Source organism: Opitutus terrae PB90-1, assembly GCF_000019965.1.
Taxonomy (GTDB): domain Bacteria; phylum Verrucomicrobiota; class Verrucomicrobiia; order Opitutales; family Opitutaceae; genus Opitutus; species Opitutus terrae.
Genome location: NC_010571.1, coordinates 2,089,831 through 2,109,229, shown reverse-complemented (window position 1 = coordinate 2,109,229; position 19,399 = coordinate 2,089,831). Strand labels below are relative to the sequence as shown.

19 protein-coding genes are annotated in these 19,399 nt (G+C 67.1%); 8 read left to right on the top strand and 11 right to left on the bottom strand.

What is annotated here, in order from left to right:
• Positions 1 to 14 precede the first annotated feature (14 nt).
• The gene (locus OTER_RS08755) at positions 15 to 1,763 is read left to right on the top strand and encodes a PEP-CTERM sorting domain-containing protein (RefSeq protein ID WP_012374539.1); all 1,749 of its coding nucleotides are present in this window, start codon (positions 15 to 17) and stop codon (positions 1,761 to 1,763) included.
• Between the two features lies 1 nt (position 1,764).
• Here the strand turns inward: OTER_RS08755 and OTER_RS08750 are convergent, their stop codons facing one another.
• Positions 1,765 to 3,108, bottom strand: a complete 1,344-nt coding sequence (locus OTER_RS08750) for a sensor histidine kinase (protein WP_012374538.1) — start codon at positions 3,106 to 3,108, stop codon at positions 1,765 to 1,767.
• Entirely contained in the window at positions 3,105 to 3,776 is a 672-nt protein-coding gene (locus OTER_RS08745) for a response regulator (protein WP_012374537.1), read from the bottom strand. Before OTER_RS08745 ends, OTER_RS08750 begins: the two co-directional genes overlap by 4 nt.
• A gap of 217 nt (positions 3,777 to 3,993) precedes the next feature.
• Between OTER_RS08745 and OTER_RS26615 the strand changes: the two genes are divergently transcribed.
• The 3 genes from OTER_RS26615 (at position 3,994) to OTER_RS08730 (ending at position 6,492) form a co-directional block, all read left to right on the top strand.
• Positions 3,994 to 4,749 carry a PEP-CTERM sorting domain-containing protein gene (locus OTER_RS26615; protein ID WP_012374536.1) on the top strand — a complete coding sequence of 252 codons (756 nt, stop codon included), beginning with the start codon at positions 3,994 to 3,996 and terminating at the stop codon, positions 4,747 to 4,749.
• Entirely contained in the window at positions 4,746 to 5,198 is a 453-nt protein-coding gene (locus tag OTER_RS08735) for a cupin domain-containing protein (RefSeq protein WP_012374535.1), read from the top strand. Before OTER_RS26615 ends, OTER_RS08735 begins: the two co-directional genes overlap by 4 nt.
• A 61-nt stretch (positions 5,199 to 5,259) precedes the next feature.
• Positions 5,260 to 6,492, top strand: a complete 1,233-nt coding sequence (locus tag OTER_RS08730; RefSeq protein WP_337446984.1) for a WD40 repeat domain-containing protein — start codon at positions 5,260 to 5,262, stop codon at positions 6,490 to 6,492.
• A gap of 23 nt (positions 6,493 to 6,515) precedes the next feature.
• Here the strand turns inward: OTER_RS08730 and OTER_RS08725 are convergent, their stop codons facing one another.
• Positions 6,516 to 7,646, bottom strand: a complete 1,131-nt coding sequence (locus OTER_RS08725; RefSeq protein ID WP_148218054.1) for a DUF481 domain-containing protein — start codon at positions 7,644 to 7,646, stop codon at positions 6,516 to 6,518.
• Between the two features lie 175 nt (positions 7,647 to 7,821).
• Here OTER_RS08725 and modA point away from each other — a divergent pair, with 175 nt between their 5' ends.
• Positions 7,822 to 8,667, top strand: coding sequence for a molybdate ABC transporter substrate-binding protein (modA, locus tag OTER_RS08720; RefSeq protein ID WP_158305397.1), 846 nt, complete (start codon positions 7,822 to 7,824; stop codon positions 8,665 to 8,667).
• 15 nt (positions 8,668 to 8,682) lie between these two features.
• Entirely contained in the window at positions 8,683 to 9,378 is a 696-nt protein-coding gene (modB, locus tag OTER_RS08715) for a molybdate ABC transporter permease subunit (RefSeq protein WP_012374531.1), read from the top strand.
• 70 nt (positions 9,379 to 9,448) lie between these two features.
• Here modB and ftsY read toward each other — a convergent pair whose 3' ends face one another.
• The 8 genes from ftsY to OTER_RS08675 form a co-directional block, all read right to left on the bottom strand.
• Positions 9,449 to 10,408: a signal recognition particle-docking protein FtsY gene (gene ftsY, locus OTER_RS08710; protein ID WP_012374530.1), complete on the bottom strand. Its 960-nt coding sequence runs from the start codon at positions 10,406 to 10,408 to the stop codon at positions 9,449 to 9,451.
• 91 nt (positions 10,409 to 10,499) lie between these two features.
• Positions 10,500 to 10,943: a transcription antitermination factor NusB gene (nusB, locus tag OTER_RS08705; protein ID WP_012374529.1), complete on the bottom strand. Its 444-nt coding sequence runs from the start codon at positions 10,941 to 10,943 to the stop codon at positions 10,500 to 10,502.
• Positions 10,940 to 11,413, bottom strand: coding sequence for a 6,7-dimethyl-8-ribityllumazine synthase (ribH, locus tag OTER_RS08700; RefSeq protein WP_012374528.1), 474 nt, complete (start codon positions 11,411 to 11,413; stop codon positions 10,940 to 10,942). Before ribH ends, nusB begins: the two co-directional genes overlap by 4 nt.
• 187 nt (positions 11,414 to 11,600) lie before the next feature.
• Entirely contained in the window at positions 11,601 to 12,704 is a 1,104-nt protein-coding gene (ribB, locus tag OTER_RS08695; RefSeq protein WP_012374527.1) for a 3,4-dihydroxy-2-butanone-4-phosphate synthase, read from the bottom strand.
• A gap of 153 nt (positions 12,705 to 12,857) precedes the next feature.
• Positions 12,858 to 13,289 carry a hypothetical protein gene (locus OTER_RS08690; RefSeq protein ID WP_012374526.1) on the bottom strand — a complete coding sequence of 144 codons (432 nt, stop codon included), beginning with the start codon at positions 13,287 to 13,289 and terminating at the stop codon, positions 12,858 to 12,860.
• 244 nt (positions 13,290 to 13,533) lie between these two features.
• Entirely contained in the window at positions 13,534 to 14,880 is a 1,347-nt protein-coding gene (locus tag OTER_RS08685) for a replication-associated recombination protein A (protein ID WP_012374525.1), read from the bottom strand.
• A 145-nt stretch (positions 14,881 to 15,025) separates the two neighbouring features.
• Positions 15,026 to 15,949, bottom strand: coding sequence for an HDOD domain-containing protein (locus OTER_RS08680; RefSeq protein ID WP_158305396.1), 924 nt, complete (start codon positions 15,947 to 15,949; stop codon positions 15,026 to 15,028).
• A 199-nt stretch (positions 15,950 to 16,148) separates the two neighbouring features.
• On the bottom strand, positions 16,149 to 16,718 hold the full coding sequence (locus tag OTER_RS08675; RefSeq protein ID WP_012374523.1) for a S24/S26 family peptidase: 570 nt from the start codon (positions 16,716 to 16,718) through the stop codon (positions 16,149 to 16,151).
• 270 nt (positions 16,719 to 16,988) lie between these two features.
• Between OTER_RS08675 and OTER_RS23955 the strand changes: the two genes are divergently transcribed.
• A complete protein-coding gene (locus OTER_RS23955; RefSeq protein ID WP_012374522.1) occupies positions 16,989 to 18,554 on the top strand; it encodes a response regulator in 1,566 nt (521 codons plus the stop codon).
• Entirely contained in the window at positions 18,551 to 19,192 is a 642-nt protein-coding gene (locus tag OTER_RS08665; protein WP_012374521.1) for a response regulator, read from the top strand. The genes OTER_RS23955 and OTER_RS08665 overlap by 4 nt, the downstream gene beginning before the upstream one ends.
• Positions 19,193 to 19,399 lie beyond the last annotated feature (207 nt).

The following is a 19,399-nucleotide window of genomic DNA, read 5'->3' as shown; positions in this document are numbered from 1 at the left end:
CGTAGAATGGCGGCATGCCCTTCCTGCGCCGCACGCCCTCTGGTTTCCTCCTCACCTGCGTCATGCTCGCCACCAGCGGACTCGCCTCCCGCTCCCCCGCGCAAACCAACACCGTCCTCCCGATGGTCAACGGCGTCGTGAACAACTACGACCAGGGCGACTTCGGAAAACTCACCGTCTGGTTCGGCTACGTGAGCTTCGAGACCGACCGCCGATACATCCAATACGGCTCGAATAACTTCTACAACCCCGAGCCTTCCATCCGCCTCCGCGGGCCGGTGGACTTTTTCCCCGGCGTCCATTCCGCCGTTTTTTCGACGACCTTCGACAGCAACGTCACCGGCGAATGGCGGCTCCTCGGAACGATCGCCTCAGCTAACGTCTCCACCGACCCCGACGGCGACGGCACCCTGAGCGTCTTTGGCAGCAACAGCACGATCACCCACACCGCGAGCCGCGTCGTGGGCACAACGAACTTCGAGCTGACCGGCGGCGGCACGCTCATCATCGCCGACGATCCCTTCACCGCGCCGATCTTCGAGAACCTGAACGGCACCGTGCGCCTCACGGGTTCGACGCTCACCGCCTCCACGCGCTTCGACAACGGCGGCACGCTCCGCTTCGAGGGCGGTGCGCTCGACACGCCCGTCCTCAACAACACCGGGCGCGTCGAGTTCGTCTCCGGCACCTACACGCTCCCGAATCTGAACAACCGCGGCCTGCTCGTCGTCTCCGGCGGCGAGGTCTCCAGCGACACCGCGCTCGCCCTCAGCTCCGAGGCGACGCTGCGCCTTGCGGGCGGCAAGCTCACCGTCACTGCGCTCGACAACACCGGCGGTCACGTCGACCTCTCCGGCGGCACGCTCGTGCTCACGACGCAGGATCTCGCCGTCGACGCCGGCGGCCCGCTTGGCGACAATCCCGTGGTCGGTCCCGGCGCCCGCGTCGAATTGACGACCGGCCAGACCGACGTCGCGAGCGGACACAGCCTCACGCTCGCCGCCGGCGCCAGCCTGCTCACGCAGGGCGGACAGAACGCCGGCACCGTGCACGTCGCCGGCGGCACCTTCGAAAGCGCGGGTCGGGCCTTCACGAACCAAGCGAGCGGCACCTTCAACGCCACCGACGCCACGCTCCGGTTCACGGGCAACGGCGCCGCCGGTACCGACGACGGTCTCCAGAACTTCGGCACGCTCAATCTCCTCAACACCAGCGTCCACGGCGACGTGCGCTCGCCCGCCGGTTCTACGATTAATGCGGGCGGCAGCGTGACCTTCGACGGCCTCGTCAGCGGCGCCGGCCACTTCACCGGCGGCGGCACGGTCACGTTTTCCGGCGGCTACTCGCCCGGCGACAGCCCCGCACTCGTCCCCCACGCCGGCGATCTCGTCTTCGCACCGGGCAATATGCTCACGCTCGAGATCGGCGGGCTCGCCCGCGGCACCAGCTACGATGCCCTCGACGTGTCCGGCCATCTGACCTTCGGCGGCACGCTCGCCCTCGCGTTCTACGGCGGGTTCTCCGCCGGCGACCTGCACGCCGGCGACACCTTTGATTTTTTCAACTGGGGCAGCCAATCGGGGGCGTTCGGCACGCTCGACCTGCCCGCACTCGCCGGCGGACTCTCTTGGGACACCTCGCAGCTCTACACGAGTGGCAACCTGTCGATTTCCGCGGTGCCCGAACCCAGCACCTACGGCGTGCTCGCCGGCTGCGCGTGCCTCGGATTCGCCGTTTGGCGCCGGCGCGCGCGGCTCCGCTGAATCAGGCTTGCGGCCACACCACGGTGAACACCGCGCCGTGCGGCACACGCGGCGTGTAGCTCACGGTGGCCCCCATCCGCTCGGCGAGCGTGCGCACGATGAACAGCCCGAGTCCCGTGCTGGGTTCGCCCTGCGTTGCCGGCACGCTGCCGCGCGCGTATTTCTGAAACAACCGCGGCTGCTCGTCCAGCGGCACGCCGGGGCCTTCGTCGCTCACCTCGAGCGTCCACGCTCGCGCACCGGGCCGCAGGTTCACGGCCACAGTCCCACCCGCGGGCGTGAATTTCAGCGCGTTGCCGACCAGGTTGTCGATGATCTGGATCACCGCGGCCTCATGAAATCGCGCGTCCGCGGCGGTGGCCGGTAACTCGAGCCGCAGGTCCAATCCTCGCGCTGCCGCCAGCGGCTGCAGCCGGACCACGGCCGCGCCGATCGGCCCACGCAAGTCGCCAACCGCGACCGGCGCATTAGGTTTTCCTTCGACCGCATGCGCCGCGATCAGCCCGCTGACCAGCTCGAGCATTCGATCGCACGCGCGCGCCGCATCCGCGATCACCTCCAGCAACCGGCTGCGATCAAGTCCCGCGCGGGATAACGCCAGCGCGAGCAGATTGTTCAAACTGAACAACGGACTCCGCAGATCGTGCGCGGTGATCGCCATGAGCTCGTTCATCTCCGTATGCTGCCGGCGGATTTGCTGCTGGTGCACGAAGTCCGCGCGTTTCGCAGAATAGAGCACCCACGAGATCACCGCGCCCACGACCGCACCCGCCGTCCCGTCGAGAAACGCCGTGAGCGTGTCCACGCGCACGCCGCGCCACGCGACCCACGCGCAAAGCAAAAGCTCGTTCGCGGCCACGAACGGGAGATAACGGCGCGGCGGCAGCACGAAAATAACTGCCGTCACCAGCATGCCGCGCGAGAACGCCGACACCGCCGTCAGCTGCTGCGAAAGCACATAGAAGAACCCGTCGCAGATCCCGATCAGCGCCACGACGAACACGAGCACATAGGCCTCACGCCACCACGGCGGGACCGTCGGCCGGATCACCCACGTCCGCACCGCCAGTAGCAGTGCGTAAAGGGCGAAGCACGCGCCAAACCACGCCTGCAGGTCGGCGAACTGCAGCTCCGGCAGCATCAGGCTGAGCAGCGTGCTCCACACGATGATCATCATGCCGGCGATGGCGGCGATCCGGCAGCGGCGCAGGTTCAGCACGGTGACTTCGGCGGCGAATTCCCGCTCGGCCCCGTCGGACCAGCGCGGTGTCCGGCGCGCGGAGGCGGCGGGCGCGCGCTCCGGTGACGATTCCGCCGCGCCGAAACTAGGCGCCACGCTGCTCATGTGCCGCCGGCGAGCCGGCCGGTGCGAACGAAGGCTTCGGCCGCGCGCTCGAGTTCCCGGGCGTTCTCCAGCGCGAGCTTGTTCTTCAGCCGCTCGCGATACGTGCTCACTGTCTTCAGGCTCAGGCGCAGCTCCGACGCGACGTCTGCCGAACCCAAGCCCGTGCCGAGCAGTCGAAAAACCTGCAGCTCGCGATTCGAGAGCGCGTCGATCGGCGCGGGCGCGACGCCGCGCGCGCTTTCCGCGTAGTCGCGCACCAGCGAACGCTGCACGGTCGCGCTGACATAGACATCGCCCTGCGCGATGGTGGTCAACGCAACGCCCACCGCGTCGAGCCCCGCGGTCTTGGAAACGTAGCCGCGCGCGCCCGCGCGCAGCGCCCGCCGCGCATACTGCACTTCGTCCTGGCTCGAATATACCAGCACCTTGGTCGTCTCGTGCAGCGCCAGCAGATCCTCGATCAACTCGAGCCCATCGCGTCCGCCCAACACGAGGTCCAGCACGATCAGGTCGGGCCTCAGTTCCTCGGTCAGCCGTCGCGCGGTGAACGCGTCCCTCGCCTCGCCGACCACGCGAAACTCCGCCGCGGACTCGAACAGCAGCCGCAGCCCCGCCACGACGACGGGATGATCGTCGACCACAAGCACGGATTGGGATCGTGCGGGCATGGCGAGCGGAAGCGGGAACGCCGATGCACGAGCGGGGGCTCTGCGCGCCGGCAACCTCAGCGCTAGGACAGCCGGTCCCTCGCTGGCAAGCTCCCGCCCCGTCCTATGCGTGTCGGCGCCGCTCCTACAAACAATTCAGCCGCTCAGCCCGACGCGGCGTGTCTGCTTCTCGGCTACGCTGTCCACCGCATCGTTCCCGCATTCCCGCTTCACACCCATGAAATTTTCCACCCGGCTTTGCCTTGGTCTGCTCGCCCTGCCGCTGCTGGCGTCATTCGTGCGCGCCCAGGTCGTGCTCGACGATTTTTCCTCCAATCAATTCGCCACGAGCTACGCCCAGAAAAGCGGTGCGACGAGTTGGAATGTCGTCGGCGGCCAGGCGCAGCCCGAGACCGCCAACAGTTATTCCGCCTTCGCGTGGACGGAAGCGACGCTGACAAACGTGGGCGACTCGTTTTCCATCGACCTGATGGTGCAGGCGGTGCTCCCCGGCCAAAACGGCGGGCTGGCGGTCTGGGCTTCGAGCACCGCCTACACCAATCCGGCCATCGATCGCCTGTTCGAGCCGCGGCTCAGCTACACGGGGAACGGCTATGAATTCACCAGCGAATTCAACAATCAGGACGGATATCTGATCAGCGCGTTGAGCGGCACCCCCGGCTTCAGCCCGACGCTGACCGTCAGTGTGACCGATCGCACCGCGAGCAGCACCACGCTCACCGCCACGCTCAGCGGCCCCGGCTTCGACCAGCTGAGCCACGCTTACACGTTCGACTTTACCAATCCGCTCTACGTCGGGCCGAGCGCGTGGCAGGCTACCGGCGGCAGCACCTATTTCGACAATTTCACCTACACCACCTCCGCGGTGCCCGAGCCCTCGACCTACGCAGCCATCGCCGGCGCCGCCGCCCTCGGGTTCGCCGCGTGGCGTCGGCGCGGACGCACGCTCAAATCGGCAGGGACCACCCGATGAGCCGGCCCACGCCCATTAAAATCGGCCAGCTCGAAATCCGGTTTCACCGGCACCCGGCCGACACCGACGCCAGCTTCTCGGTATTCGAATCGACGATCCCGCCGGGCGCGCACGTGCCGGCGCCGCACAGTCACGTCGGCTACGATGAAACCGTGTTCGGACTCACCGGCATCTGTCATTTCACCGTCGCCGGCAAGGAGGTCGCGCTCGCGCCCGGCGAGATGCTGTTCGTGCCGCGCGGCGTCGTACACAGTTTCATCAACCGCGGCAATGAAACCACACGCGTCCTCGTGATCGTCAGCCCCGGCCTGCTCGGGCCGGAGTATTTTCACGAGGTCGCCGCGGTCGTGAACGCCGGTGGGCCGCCGGACCGCGCGCGGCTCGCCGAGATCATGCTGCGCCACGGCATGGTGCCCGCGACGACGCCGCCGCTCGCTGCCGCGTCGTAGCCGGCTGCCGGCGATCTCATTTTGCTGCCAACCCACGGGCGAGATACCCGTGACACGTGGCATGGGCGTCTCGTCCATGGCAGAAAAAGTCGAGCTGCACTCTCGTCTGTCCGCCCACCGCCTCCGCGCGCTTGCCCGAGGTGAGAATCGTGCTCTTCTGAGCGAGGCTGTCGCCGCGCACACCTCCCGCATGAATCTCACCAAACACTGGGCCGCTCAACTCGAGGATTACGTCATCGACCTTGCCTGGTCGCCCGACGGCACCCGCCTCGCTGCGGCGAGCGCATCCGGTCCGGTGTCGATCTACGCTGCCGCGGACGGCGCGAAACAGCACGAGTTGCCGGGACACACCGACGGCACCAACTGCCTCGGCTGGCAGCCGCGGTCCAGCTCTCAGCTCTCGGCTCTGGACTCTCCGCTGGTACTTGCCACCGGCGGCCAGGACGGCGCAGTGAAATTCTGGGACGCCGCCGCCGGTCAGCACGTCACGACCGCCGAACTCGGCAGCGCATGGGTCGAGCATCTTGGCTGGCGCCCGTCCGGCGGAAGCGTCTCTTCTCGCGGTTCGGATGTAGCCGGGGTCGCTGACCCCGGCCCGGGCTCAGCGAGCCCGGCTACACTCTTCGCCGCCGCCGGAAAAAGTTTATTCGCGCTGCGCCCCGACGGCTCGGTCGCGCACACGTTCAAGCCGGCGCCGAAAACCATCTCGGCGCTGGCCTGGCAGCCGGCGGGCGGTTGCGCCGCGGTGGCCTATTTCGGCGGGGTGTGCCTGTGGGATGCGGACGATTTCGTCGCGCAAAAGGAGTTTCCCTACGGCAACGGCATCCACGCGCTCGTCTGGTCGCCGGACAACAAATGGCTCGTGTCGGGCAACCAGGATCCCTCAGTGCACCTCTGGATTCCGGAGGAAGACGTCGAGCTGCACATGAGCGGCTACGAGGGCAAGGTGAAGCACCTCTCCTTCGACTGCACTTCGCACTGGCTGGCGACGGCCGGCGGCCGCGACGCCTGCGTGTGGGATTGCAGCGGCGCCGGGCCCGAGGGCCGCGAACCGTCGATGTTCCCGCACGACGCTCCGATCTGCGCGGTGGCATTTCAAAACACCCACGGCCTGCTCGCGTCCGCGAGCACCGACGGCGTCGTGCAGCTCTGGAGTCCCGAGCGCAAGCAGCCGCTGCGCGCCACGGTACGAATGCCCGCCGCGGCCACGAAGCTCGTCTGGTCGCCCGATGACACCCAGCTCGCAATCGGCAGTCAGAAAGGTCTGGTCTACGTGCTGAAGAGCGAAGCGTGAGGTTTGCCCCCGAGGCGCAAACCTTAGAAGTCCACGCCGAACAACACGCGCAGGCGCTCGTAGTCCGCGGCGCGTTCGTCCGGATTGTTCCGGCGGATATCGTGCCGCGCCGCGATCGTCAGCGTCTCCGTGAGTTTCTTGCTGACCTCAAAACGGTTTTCCCAGCCGTCGGTCTGTGACGCGATCGAGTAGTACCACACGCTGCGGTCCGTCAGCGTGATGCGCCAGGGCAGCTTCGCCTCGATCTCCGTAAACACGGACTCGACGGCGTGCGACGTGTGAAAGTCCGTGGGCGTCACCCACACGTCGAACAAGTTTTCCGACACGCCCGCGCGCAACTTGCGCGTGTCGGTGTTGAACAGGTTCACGCCGGCACCGACTTCCTGCTGCATGAGCACATAATCAGAGGGCGCCCCGTCGCGGTAGAACTGCCGGTTCCATTCGACAGAGGGCCGATAAACGGAAAACAGCTTGCGCGGAAAATCATGCCGCCACACTCCGTCGGCCTTGACCATGTCCGTCGCGGCGACTTCGTTCGTCGAGGCGTAGTCGTAGCGGCCGGTGAGCTGCACCTCGTCGTTCTTCCACTTGCGTTGCAGCTTGGCTTCGACCGTCGCGCTGCCGTGTTGGCGCGCGTCTTCGAGCACCTCCGTCGCCACGCTGAACCGACCGTGCCAGGAACCGAAAAATTCCTTCAGCGCCGCGGCCATCTGGAGCGGCGAGAACGGCCAGCGCTCCACCGAGACCTCCCCTTCCTCGACACGCTCGGCCACCGCCGCTTCCTGGTCCGGCGTCGCCGTCGTCGCCACCGCGGGCCCCACCGGCTGCGCCAGAATCACCTCGGCCTCACTCGTCGGCACGCGCAGCAGTCCGAAGCGCTCCGATTGAAACACCAGTACATTGCCGGCGTGCTCGACCAACTTGCCGCGCACGCGATCGCCATCCTTGAACACCAGCTGGTCGAGCGCGGGTTTTTCCGCCGCGGCCGCCGGCGGATTCGCCGTCGCCGGGACGCGCGAACTCTGGGCGAACGACGGCCCCCGCACTTCGGTAAAGGCGACCGCCGGCCGCGCGGCGAAGCTGCCCACCAGCCCGCAGAGCAGCGCCGTCAGCAGCCGCGCCGGACCGCGGCCGAGAAAAGTGCTTGAACTCACGCGCCATGTGACGCCCCGTGTTGAAAACTGTTTCAGAAATATCCGCGCCATGATCGACAGGCTTTTCGGTCTCCACGCCGGCTGGCGGCCAGCGGCCGCCGCGAGCGGTGCGTTCCAGCGCGGAACGAACCGAAAAAGCGCAATGTATGGTGGACCGTGCAGAACTTTTGGCCCGGTGGGAAGCCTCCGTTTTTGTTTCACGCGTTTTTTTCGACTGCTGTTCGCCGGCGCAGGACTGGCGTGGGTGGCCGGCTCCGCGCCCGCGGCCGAACACCCCAGGGTCGCCGTCGCGGCTGCAGCCAATCTCGTCTACGCGCTCGACGAGCTGCACCGCGCATTTCGCGCGGCCGAGCCGGACATCGAACTGACCGTTTCCACCGGCGCGTCCGGCAGCTTGGTCGCGCAAATCACCCACGGTGCGCCCTACGACGTGTTCCTGTCGGCGGATCTGGAGTATCCGCGCGCGTTGCTCGCCGCCGGTCACGCAAAGCCGGACAGCCTGATCGTGTTTGCGCAGGGCCGGCTCGTCGTGTGGACGCTGAATCCGGCGCTGGCGCTCGACTCGTTCGCCACCCTCGATTGGAACGCGGTGAAGAAGATCGCGATCGCGAACACCGATTCGGCGCCCTACGGCCGCGCCGCCCGCAGCGCACTCGAGCGCGCCGGACTCTGGTCGCAGCTTTCGCCGAAGCTGGTGTATGGCGAAAATGTCAGCCAAACCGCGCAGTTCGTCGAAACCGGCTCCGCCGACCTCGGCTTCGTCGCGCTCTCGCTGGTGCTCTCGCCGCGACTCAAGGAGCGCGGCCGCTGGCTCGCGGTGCCGCCCGACCTCTATTCGCCCCTCGCGCAAGGCGCCGTGCTCACCCGCCGCGGCGCAGCGAATCCGGCGGCGGCGCGTTACCTGCAGTTCCTGCAAAGCGAGCCGGCGCAAGCGGTGTTGAGCCGATTCGGATACGAGGTGCCTCGTCGTCCGGTGAGCGGAAGGGCCGAAGTTCGGGATTGGACGCTCGGCCGGCAATGACCAGCGTGGAGCGCGTTGACTGATCCCGGCTCCACCTTCCTCGGACTCTCCGCGCCGCTCTGGCAATCGCTCGGGCTGACGTTGCGGCTCGCGGCGATCACCACGCTGGTGCTCGGCACTGTCGGTTTGCCGCTCGCGCAATGGTTGAACACGTCGCGGTGGCGGCTCGCGCCGGTGGTGGAAACGCTGGTCACGCTGCCCGTGGTGCTGCCGCCGACCGTCATCGGCTTCTATCTGCTGGTGGGCTTTTCGCCGAACCATCCGCCGGGCAGCTGGTGGCAGGCGGCGTTCGGCACGCCGCTCGCGTTTTCGTTCACCGGACTCGTGATCGCGTCGGTGTTTTATTCCCTGCCATTCGCGGTGCAGCCGTTCCAGGCGGCGTTGCGCGGCGTGCCGCGGGAACTGCTCGACGCGGGCACCGCGCTCGGCGCCGCGCCCGCACGCGTGTGGTGGCGCGTGCACGTGCCGCTGGCGTGGCGCGGCATCGCCGCCGGGCTCACGCTGGGCTTCGCCCACACCTTGGGCGAGTTCGGCGTGGTGCTGATGATCGGCGGCTCGATCCCCGGCGTGACCCGCGTCGCCAGCATCGCGCTCTACGATGAGGTGCAGAAACTCGATTACGCCGCGGCCCACGCCTTCGCCGCGATGCTGCTGGTGCTCTCGTTCGCGCTCCTACTGGTCGTCACCCTCCTGCAGCGGCGGAAACGCTGAGGGCTTCCATCGATTCCTGTGGAAAGGGTTTGGTTCGGTTGCAGCGCCGCTGCGCCAGGAAATATCCGGGCTAGTCGAGCCCGAACAGTGCGTTCACGTAATTCTCCACGCTGAACGGCTGCAGGTCCTCGGCCTGTTCGCCGAGCCCGAGGAAGTAGATCGGCAATTTTAGTTGCCGATAGATGCCGACGATCGCGCCGCCGCGGCTCGTGCCGTCGAGCTTGGTCACCACGAGCCCCGTCAGTCCAAAGCTCTTGTGGAACGCCCTGGCCTGCTCGATCGAGTTCGAACCGAGCGAACCGTCGACCACGAGCCAGCGGTGCTGCGGCGCCGTGGGATCGTTCTTTTGCAGGACGCGGCGGATCTTCGCCAGCTCTTCCATCAAATTGTGCTTCGTGTGCAGCCGGCCCGCGGTGTCGACGATCAGGTAATCGCGGCCGCGCGACTTGGCGGCCTGCCACGCGTCGAAGGCCACTGCCGCCGAATCCGCGCCGGTGTGACTGGCCACAATTTCGAGGTCCAATCGGGTCGCCCACGTCTTCAACTGCTCGACCGCCGCGGCCCGGAACGTGTCACATGCGGCGAGCGTGACGGTCTTGCCGTCCTCCTTCAGCCGCCAGCCGAGTTTCGCCGCCGTGGTCGTCTTGCCCGAGCCGTTCACGCCGATCATCGCGATCACGATCGGCTCCTTTGATGTAGCCGGGCTCGCTGAGCCCGGCCCGGGGCCACCGGCCCCGGCTCCATCCAACGCCCCCTCGCTGCCGGCCAGCACGCGTTTCAGCACCGCCGCGCCAATCGCGGCCGCGGCCTGACCCTGGAGCGTCTTGTCCTTCGCGTAGGCGGCCTTGATCTCGGCGAGGATCTCCTCGGTCGTCTCCACGCCGAAGTCTGCGGCATACAGCGCCTCCTCGAGCTCTTCGAGCGACGCCGCATCGATCTTGCGGCCGCCGAACAGGCCGTGTGTCTTCGCAGCGATCGTCGAGACCGTCTTCGCCAGCCCGTCTTTGAATTTTTTGAAAAGCCCGAACATCAGAATTGGCGATTGGTGATTGCCGATTGCCGAATCTATCCGCCGGTTGCGATTGGCAATCGGCAGTCACCAATCGGCGATCGGCAATCGCTCACTCCGCCTTGCGCGCGTCGCGGCCCACCTGATCCTTCAGCCGGTCGAGGATGCCGTTGATGAACCGCTTCGCATCGGCGTTGGAGAACTGCTTCGACAGGTCGATCGCCTCGTTGATCGAAACCACCGGCGGAATGTCCTTCCGGTGCAGGATCTCGAAAATCGCCAGCCGCAGGATCGTCAGGTCGATCTTGGCGATCCGGTCGAACTCCCAGTTGTGGGCAAGGCCCTTGATCCGCGCATCGATGTCGTCGCTGTGCTCGATCACGCCATGGATCAGCTCCTCGCCAAACGCGTAGTGGTCGCGCGGCTGCTCCATGTTTTCGAAGAAAACCCGGAGATCTTCCGCGAGATTGCGCGGCCGGTTCATGCTCCAGGCGAAAAGGTATTGCAGCGCAGCCACGCGACCGTCGCGGCGCTGGGCAAATTGGGCTTTGCTCATCGGGAAAGTTCTTTTTTCAGCGTGCCGATCTCGAGCGCCGCGGCGGCGAATTCGACGCCGCGGTTGATCCGGCCGCGGCAGCGGGCTTCGGCCTGCGCGCGCGTGTTCGCCACGATGACGCCGTTGATCACGGGCGTGCCGGTCGTGAGCGCCACCTGCTGCAGCGCGTACGAGACACTCTGCCCGACCATCTCATGATGCGACGTTTCGCCGCCGATCAGTACGCCGAGGGCGATCACCACGTCGCGGCGGCCGCGGGCCGCGAGTTGCTGCACGGCCCATGGCACCTCGTGCGAACCGGGCACGCGCACCAGCGTGAGGTGGCGCGGCTTCACGCCGGCCGCGGCCAGACGCTCCTGCGCGCGCGCGAGCAACGCGTCCACCAGGTCGCCGTTGAAACGCGCGGCCACGATGCCAACGCGCAGCGTCGTGCCATCAATGGCGGTGTCAGTGGGTGCGGCCAGGCTCATGGAGCCGGTTATCGACGCGGCGCGGGCCGCAGTCCGCAACCTAAAACTCGCGGAGGCCACCAGGCGAAGGGCATTTCCGTTTCCCTCCCACCCCCGCGGCGAGACCCCGGGCCGCGCGGCATGCCATCCCGCCTAGATCGGAAAAGTGAGCTGCACGCCGCCGCGCGGCGTCCCCTGGCGCGGCGTCTTACAGCCGGACGATTTCAACAATCTCCAGTCCGTAGCCGTCGAGCCCGACGACCTTGCGGGCACTTTTCGACAGCAGCCGGATCTTGCTCAGACCGAGTGCGGCAAGGATTTGCGCGCCAATGCCGTAGTCGCGAATGCTCATGCCCGGGGTGGCCTCGCCCGGCTTGGCGTCGAGCCGGTGGATTAGCTGCGCGCCGCCGTTGGCGTGCTCCATGTAAAGCACCACGCCGCATCCGGCTTGCGCCACGGCCTGCAGCGCCGAGGCCAGTACGTGGTGGGTGTCCACGCCGCGCATCCGGAACACGTCGCCGAGGAGATTCTCGCTGTGCACGCGGACCAGCGTCGGCTCCGGGCCGAGGCGCCCTTTGGCCAACGCGAGGTGGTGGCGATTGTCGAGCCGGCTGCGGAACACGTGCAGCGTGAATTCGCCGAACTCCGACACGAACGGCCGTGTGCACACGAGCTCGACGAGCTGGTCGCGTTTCGCGCGATGCTCGATCAGCTGCGCGATCGAAATCATCTTCAGACCGAAACGCTGCTTGAACTCGATCAGCTGCGGCAGCCGCTGCACGGTGCCGTCGTCGTTGACCAGTTCGCACAGCACGCCCGCCGGCGGATGACCGGCGAGCAACGCGAGATCCACCGCGGCCTCCGTGTGCCCGGCGCGCTCCAACACGCCGCCCGGTTTCGCGCGCAACGGAAACACATGTCCGGGCTGCACCAGCTGCTCCGGCCGCGACTCCGGGTTCGCGAGAATCCGGATCGTCTGCGTCCGGTCATGCGCACTGATGCCGGTGGAAATACCCTCGGCGGCGTCCACGCTCACGGCGAAATCGGTCCGCTGCACCTCGCGATTCTGCTGCACCATCGGCCCGAGCCCGAGCCGGCGGAGCTGCGGTTCCAGCGTCGGCACGCAGACGATCCCGCTGCAGTAGCGGATCATCATGTTCACCGTCTCCGGCGTCGCCTTCGCGGCGGACATGATTAGATCACCCTCGTTCTCGCGGTTCTCGTCGTCCGTCACGATCACCAGCCGACCCGCGGCAATATCCGCGATCGCGGACTCGACCGAATCGAACGGCGCGTGGGTGGAAGCGGACATGGGCGGGAAAATCATGTCGCGGTGCACGCCTGTCAATCGCGGCAGGGCGGCTCAGGTGGGATCCATGAAGCCGTAGGGCTGCCGCCTCTCGACACGCTCGCGGCCGGCGGTGAACGCCGGCCCTACGAGATGCGACCTCCGCGTGAGGCGCGCTCAGCCGCGGACGTCGACGCTGTAGGTTTCGACGGCGGAATCGTTGCCCTCGACGAAGAGCGCGATGAAGACGCGGAAATTGTGCGGCGGACGCACCACCTTCGGCGAGGTGAGCGACGTGCCGTCGCCACCTGGATTCAACACCGTGCGCTCGTCCGTCGGCTGGTATTTGACCGGCCAGCGCATCGTCGCCCGCGCGACGTCGGGCGCGACCTTCTCCTTGTTCGCGTCATAGAAGGAGAGGACGAAGTTGTTGCGCACGATCTCCAGTCCAAGAAACGCGCCGTTCGGTCGCGGAATTTCGACGCCCGCGATCTGCGGTTCTTCCGCGGTTTTGTCGGCCGCGGGTTTTCCGGCCGGAGCAGCAGCGGCCAGCGCGCCGGTACTCATCAACACCACCGTGAGGATCAGTCCTGCCCGGATGCGTTTCATGACGGCATAGTGGCGCAATCGGCCGCGGCGGCAAGCCTGGGACCGGCGGCCATCCGGAAACTCGTTTTGGCAACCGAATCGCTCTTCCCTGTAGGGCCGGTGCTCGCCGCCGGCCGGGCACGCGTTGGACGCTCTGGTGTAGTCCGCGGCTGCCGGCCAGCGGCAGCCCTACAACTTTCACCGTGCGGTTACTGGAATGGCGTCGCGCCCTGGCTCTCGCAACCGGTCAATCGCCGCCCGCGGGTCATGCGCGCTGCTGCAGCCGGGACTTGAGCTCCTTCCACCGCGCAAGCCGGTCCACGATCTTCGCCTCCCACCCCACCGGTTTCGGCGTGTAGAGCGTCAGTGGTTTCTCGAGGTAGTCCTGCCCGGAAATGTTTTCCTGATGATCGTGCGAATACAGATAGCCCTGGCCCTGGCCGATCCGCTTGTTGGCCTGCCCGCTCTTGCTGCGGAGCGCGGCCGGGATCGTCTGCACCGGCTGTTCCTTCAACGCGCGGTGCGCCTCGCCGAGCGCGAGCGTCGCCGAGTTGCTCTTCGCCGCGGTGGCGATGTAGAGCGTCGCGTGCGCCAGCGTGAGCTCCGCCTCCGGCAAGCCGATGAAGTCGACCGCATGGTGCGCGGCCACCGTGAGCGGCAGCGCCTGCGGATCCGCCAAGCCCACGTCCTCGCTCGCGAGAATCACCAGCCGCCGCGCGATGAACCGCGGGTCCTCGCCGCCGGCCAGCATCTTCGCCAGCCAATACAGCGCCGCATCCGGATCGCTGCCGCGACAGCTTTTGATGAACGCCGAGATCGTGTCGTAGTGTTCGTCCTCGTCGGCGTCGTAGCGGATCCGCCGCTCGCGCGCGAACACTTCCAACTCGGCCGGGGTGATCACGCCGCCTTCCGGCAGGCCGAGCACCAGCACCTCGAGCGCGTTCAACGCCCGGCGCAGATCGCCGTCGCACAGCACCGCGAGATCGGCGAGCACCTTGTCGTCGGCGGTGACTTTCCGCGCGCCGAGCCCGCGCTCCTCGTCGGCGAGCGCCTTCTTCAGCACGCCGGTCACCGCCGCGGGCGACAACGGCTCGAGCCGGAACAGGTGGCTGCGCGAGAGTAGCGGCGGGTTGACGTAGAAACCGGGATTGTGCGTCGTCGCGCCGATCAGCCGCACCGTGCCCTCCTCCACGTCGGGCAGCAGCAGGTCCTGCTGGGATTTGTTGAACCGATGCAGCTCGTCGATGAACAGGATCGTCGACGCCTGCGGCAGCCGGCGTGCCGAGTGCAGGATTTCCCGCAGCTCGGCCACATTCGACATCACCGCGTTGACGCGAACGAAGCGGCTGTTCGTCTCCTGCGCGATCGCTTCCGCGATGCTGGTTTTGCCGCACCCCGGCGGACCGTAGAAGATCAGCGAGCCGAAGCGGTTTTGCGCCACGAGCCGCGGCAGCAAACTGCCGGGTTTCAGGATGTGCGATTGTCCCACCACCTCGGCCAGCCGACGCGGACGCATGCGGGCCGCGAGCGGCTGGTTGGCCGCGCGTGACCGCGCCGCCGCGGGCGGGAACGCCGGTTCTTCGGCAAAAAGGTCGGATTGATCCGCAGCCATGAGGCACGACTAATGACCACGAATCGCCGGTAATCAAAGCTTCTGGCGCGATGGCGCTAGCAGGCGACCTACCGCGATTCGGCGGAGCCCGGCGTCCCGCCGGGCCTGCCCATTTCTGGCCCGCCGGGACGGCGGGTTCCACCGGTCAGGCCCGCCAGACCCGATTCGGGAAGTCCAAGGGAATGTCGACCGTCGCCGGCGGTTCGACGCAAAGCAACGAGTGCACCTCGCGCAGCCGGCGCTCAAGTTCGCTCTTCAGGCTCGTGAGCCGGCCGGCCAGCCCCAGCATTTGCTGGATTCCCGCGGCTGGAAGCGGCGGACGCTCGTCGGCCGGCCCGCAAACCGCACTGCGCAGCCATTTGGCCGCATGCAGCAGGCAGGCGAGCCGCGGATGCGTCGCGCAGGCGCGGGGCGCGTATTGGTAGCGCACCGGGTCGGCCATTTCCCGCGGAAAATCCCAGAATTGGAGTAGCGCACCGCCGACCTCCGCATGGGTGAACCCCAGGCAAAGTCGTTCGCTGTCGCTCGCCTCTTGCGGGAAACCTTTCGACGTGAGCCGCAATCCCGGCTGCCGGCGCAGCGCCCAATCGTCGATCGCCACCATCCCGAGCGCATGCAGCAGCCCGATCGTGTAGCCCACTTCCCGCTCCTCGCCGCAACGTTCCGCCAAAAGCTCGGCGGCGAGCGCACAGGACACGGATTGCTCCCAGAGCTCGTTCGCGTCGATGCCGTAGGTCTCGAGCGGACGAACCAGCACCTGCGAAGCGACCGCATAGGACACCAGCTCGTAAACCTGGTCATAACCCACGCGATGAATCGCCTCGTCCACCGACAGGCAGCGCACGCCATGGCTGTAGTAGGCGCTGTTGCCCATCTGCAGCACGCGACCCGCGAGCACGGCGTCGAGCCGGATCAGCGCGACCACGTTGTGAAGCGACGAGTTGGCATCGCTCAACAGGGCCTTCAGCCGCGGCAAGACCCGGGGTGCCGCCGGCAAATGGCGCACGTCACGCACGAGCGTGTCGGGCGTGAGCGAGCCCAAGGTGAAGACGGCTGGATCGGAGATCATCGCGGACATCCGATCAATCGGCGCATCCGGCCCATTCTTCTGTGCCTTCTTTCTCATCCTGCAGACAGCTATTGCCTTTCGCTCTCACCTCCTCTCGCTGACCGGTTGTTGGGTTGCGTTTGAATGCGGGCGTGTCGGAGCTCGGTACGAGGCGGGAAGGTTGAAAGAAACGCCTCAGGTCAGGCGACCCACGCCCGGCTTAGCGACCCAAGCTCGCGACCTTCGCGCCGCGGCGGATCTGGTCGTTGAGCGCCATCCGGGCCGCCACCTCCTGTGGCAGCGACCCGGTCTGGGACGCAAACGCGTGCGTGATTACCCCAACCAAATTGTCCGCAGTCACGAGCTCGCTGTCGTGGCTCTCGTTGTTCAGCCCCACCGCCACCCAGCCGTAGTTCGTCTGCTCGACGACCATGTGGGCAACCGAGACGCCCCGCGTGTTCGCATACACGACCGGCATTCCCGGGCGGAGGGTCTGGTAACCGCCAGCGCGGATGACCAGCGCGGTGCCCGCCACATAAACGGGCTCCATCGAACTGCCTTCGCCGAGCACCGCGAAAGAACCGCGATGGCGTCGCGCTTCGGCCTGCGCTGCGGTGAGTTCGCCGCCCCGAGCGACCAGCGTCGGCAGCGGAGCGTTCTCGACGAAGAGCGTCAGGTTCGACTGCGTCGAAGCCGTGTTGCAGCCACTCGTGAAGAGCACCGCCAGCAGCGCCGCCCCACTCACCAACGCGCGGAACGCGTTCCTGCGAGTGGCGGTGGCGGTTTTCATGCCGCCGAGAGTAGGCGCAGGAGGGATTTCCCAATATCCGTGCGCCTACGTAATCGGGACTGTCGATTTCCGCTGAGGGGTTTCCCGACGCGACTAGGGGATCTCCCGGGACGTGCTGGGGAATCGTGACCTCGTCCACTCTCTCGGAGTGGAAGCCGGCAAGGCTTTCGCCGAAACGCTCACGCGTTCCGCGAGGGCAAACCGTGCGTGCAGAAATCGGTTGGCTCGCCCGTTCGTAGCAATCATCGTCGCGCATCTCCCACCGCTCGCATGATTCGAGTGCTCCACGCTGAAGACGATCCGCAGGTAGCTGAAATGGTTCAGCTTCTGTTCTACCGCGACGCCGGCGGCTGCGCGCTCGACCAGGTGGACTCCGGCCGGGCTTGTCTCGAGGCGCTGAAGCGGGGCGGCTACGACGTGGTGCTCCTCGATCTCTATCTGCCTGACATCGACGGGCTGCGCTTGCTGGGCGAACTCACCGCGCGGCGCGATCCGACGCCGGTCGTGATCGTGAGCGCGCAGGGACAGAATGCCCTCGCCGTCCGCGCGCTGCGCGCCGGCGCGGTCGATTGCATCGACAAGAACTCCGCGGATTTCCGCCGGATCCCCGAAATCACCCGCCGGGTTGCCGAGCGCCATCGCCGCCGGCGTGAGGTCGCGGCGCCACCGCGGGACCACCGCGTGGTGTTTGTCGAACCGAAGGACGGCACGCGCAGCGAGGTCGCCGAGTTCTTTGCCCACAATTCCTCGCGGCTCGAGCTCACGACGGTCGACCGGACGGCTTTCGACAATCTCACGCACGCCGAGATCGGCTTCGATGCGGTGGTGGTTGGGCCGGGCTTCGACGACAAGGAAACGCTGGAGGTGCTGCGGCAGCTCCACTCCGTCGCCGAAGACACGCCGGCGCTCGTGCTCTCGGGCAGCCGCTCGAGCGAGACAGCCATCGCCGCCTTCCAACTCGGGGCGCTCGACTTTCTGCTCTACAAGGACGGCTGCCTGCCCGAGCTGGTGTTCTCGCTCAACCACGTGCTGAAGCGGGCGGACACCGACCGGCTCAACGCGCGACTCTCCGCCGAGCTCGCCGAGCTCAATCGCTCGCTCGGCGATCAGGTCCGCGAGCGGACGCGCGATCTCGAGGGGGAGATCGGCGTGCGCAAGGAGGCCGAGCGCCGCGCCGAGGAGAATGCCGCGCGGCTGCAGGCGCTCTCGAATCGGTTGCTCACCGTGCAGGAGGACGAACGCCGCTCGATCGCGCGCGAGCTGCACGACCAGGTGGGCCAGCTGCTCACCGGACTGCGCTTCCGGCTCGAAGCCACGCGCCGCGATCCCTCCGCGCTCACCGAGGCGCTGGCCGTAACCGACGAGCTGATCCGCACCGTGCGCGAGATGACGTTGCAGTTGCGACCGCGGATGCTCGATGATCTGGGTTTGCGGCCTGCGCTCGAGTGGCACGTCGACCGGTTCCGCCAGCAAACCGGCATCGCCGTCGAGCTGGACATCGCGCTGCCGGAGCAACGGCTGCCCGCAGTGCTGGAGACCACCGTGTATCGGATCGTGCAGGAGGCGCTCACCAACATCGCGCGGCACGCCGGCTCACCCTCGGCCGTCGTCACGGTGGCCGCGGACGACCAGGCGTTGCACGTTGAAATCTCCGATCGCGGCCGGGGCTTCGACACCGCGGCGGCGTTGGCCAAACACAATTCCATCGGCCTCGCCGGACTCGCCGAGCGCGTGCGCCTCGCCGGCGGCGAGCTCGAACTTTTCTCGCAACCGGGCCAGGGCACGCGGATCCACGCGGAATTCACGCTGCGGCCGGCGCCGGCTCCCTCGTCATGAACACCGCGATCATTGCCGACGATCATGAGATTGTCCGTCGCGGGCTGCGCACCGTGCTCGAGTCCGACGGTGGGTGCCAGGTCGTGGCGGAGGCCGCGGACGGGCTCGCCGCGGTGCAGTTGGTCGAGAAGCACAAGCCCACCGTGCTCATCCTCGACCTCAACATGCCGCGGCTGCACGGCATCGAGGTGCTGCGCCAGACGCGCACGTCGAGTCCGCACACGCGCGTGATCATTCTCTCGATGCACAACGACGAACCGTATGTGATCGAGACGCTGCGCGCCGGCGCGATGGCCTACATTCTGAAAGGCTCCGAGTCACAGGAGATCGTGCACGCGCTGAAGGAGGTGCTCGCCGGCCGCCGGTTTTTGAGCGCGCCGCTGTCCGAATGGGCCATCAACGCGCTCGTGACGAAGCCCGCTGACAACTCCGACCCGTTGCAGAGCATCACGCCGCGCGAGCGGATGGTGCTGCAACTCGCCGCCGAGGGCGCGAGCAACAGCGAGATTGCCGAGAAACTTTTCATCAGCCCGCGCACGGCGGAGACTCATCGCACGAATCTGCTGCGCAAACTCGGTCTGCAGACGCAGACCGACCTGGTGCGGTTCGCGATCCGCAAAGGGCTCATCTCGCCGTAGCGGGCGCTGCGACGCTCGGTCGAACCGCGACGGTCCTGCACGAGGTAGGGCGCTCACTCCGTGAGCGTCGCGAACATCGAGCGAACTTCCGGCGGGCAACGGAATGCCCGCCCTACTTCGGAAACGGCTGCATGAATGAGGTGTGACAGCCTCGAGCAGGTGGTCGAAAAAAAGGTCCACAGGTAGGTCGGGATCGCCGTGTCCCGG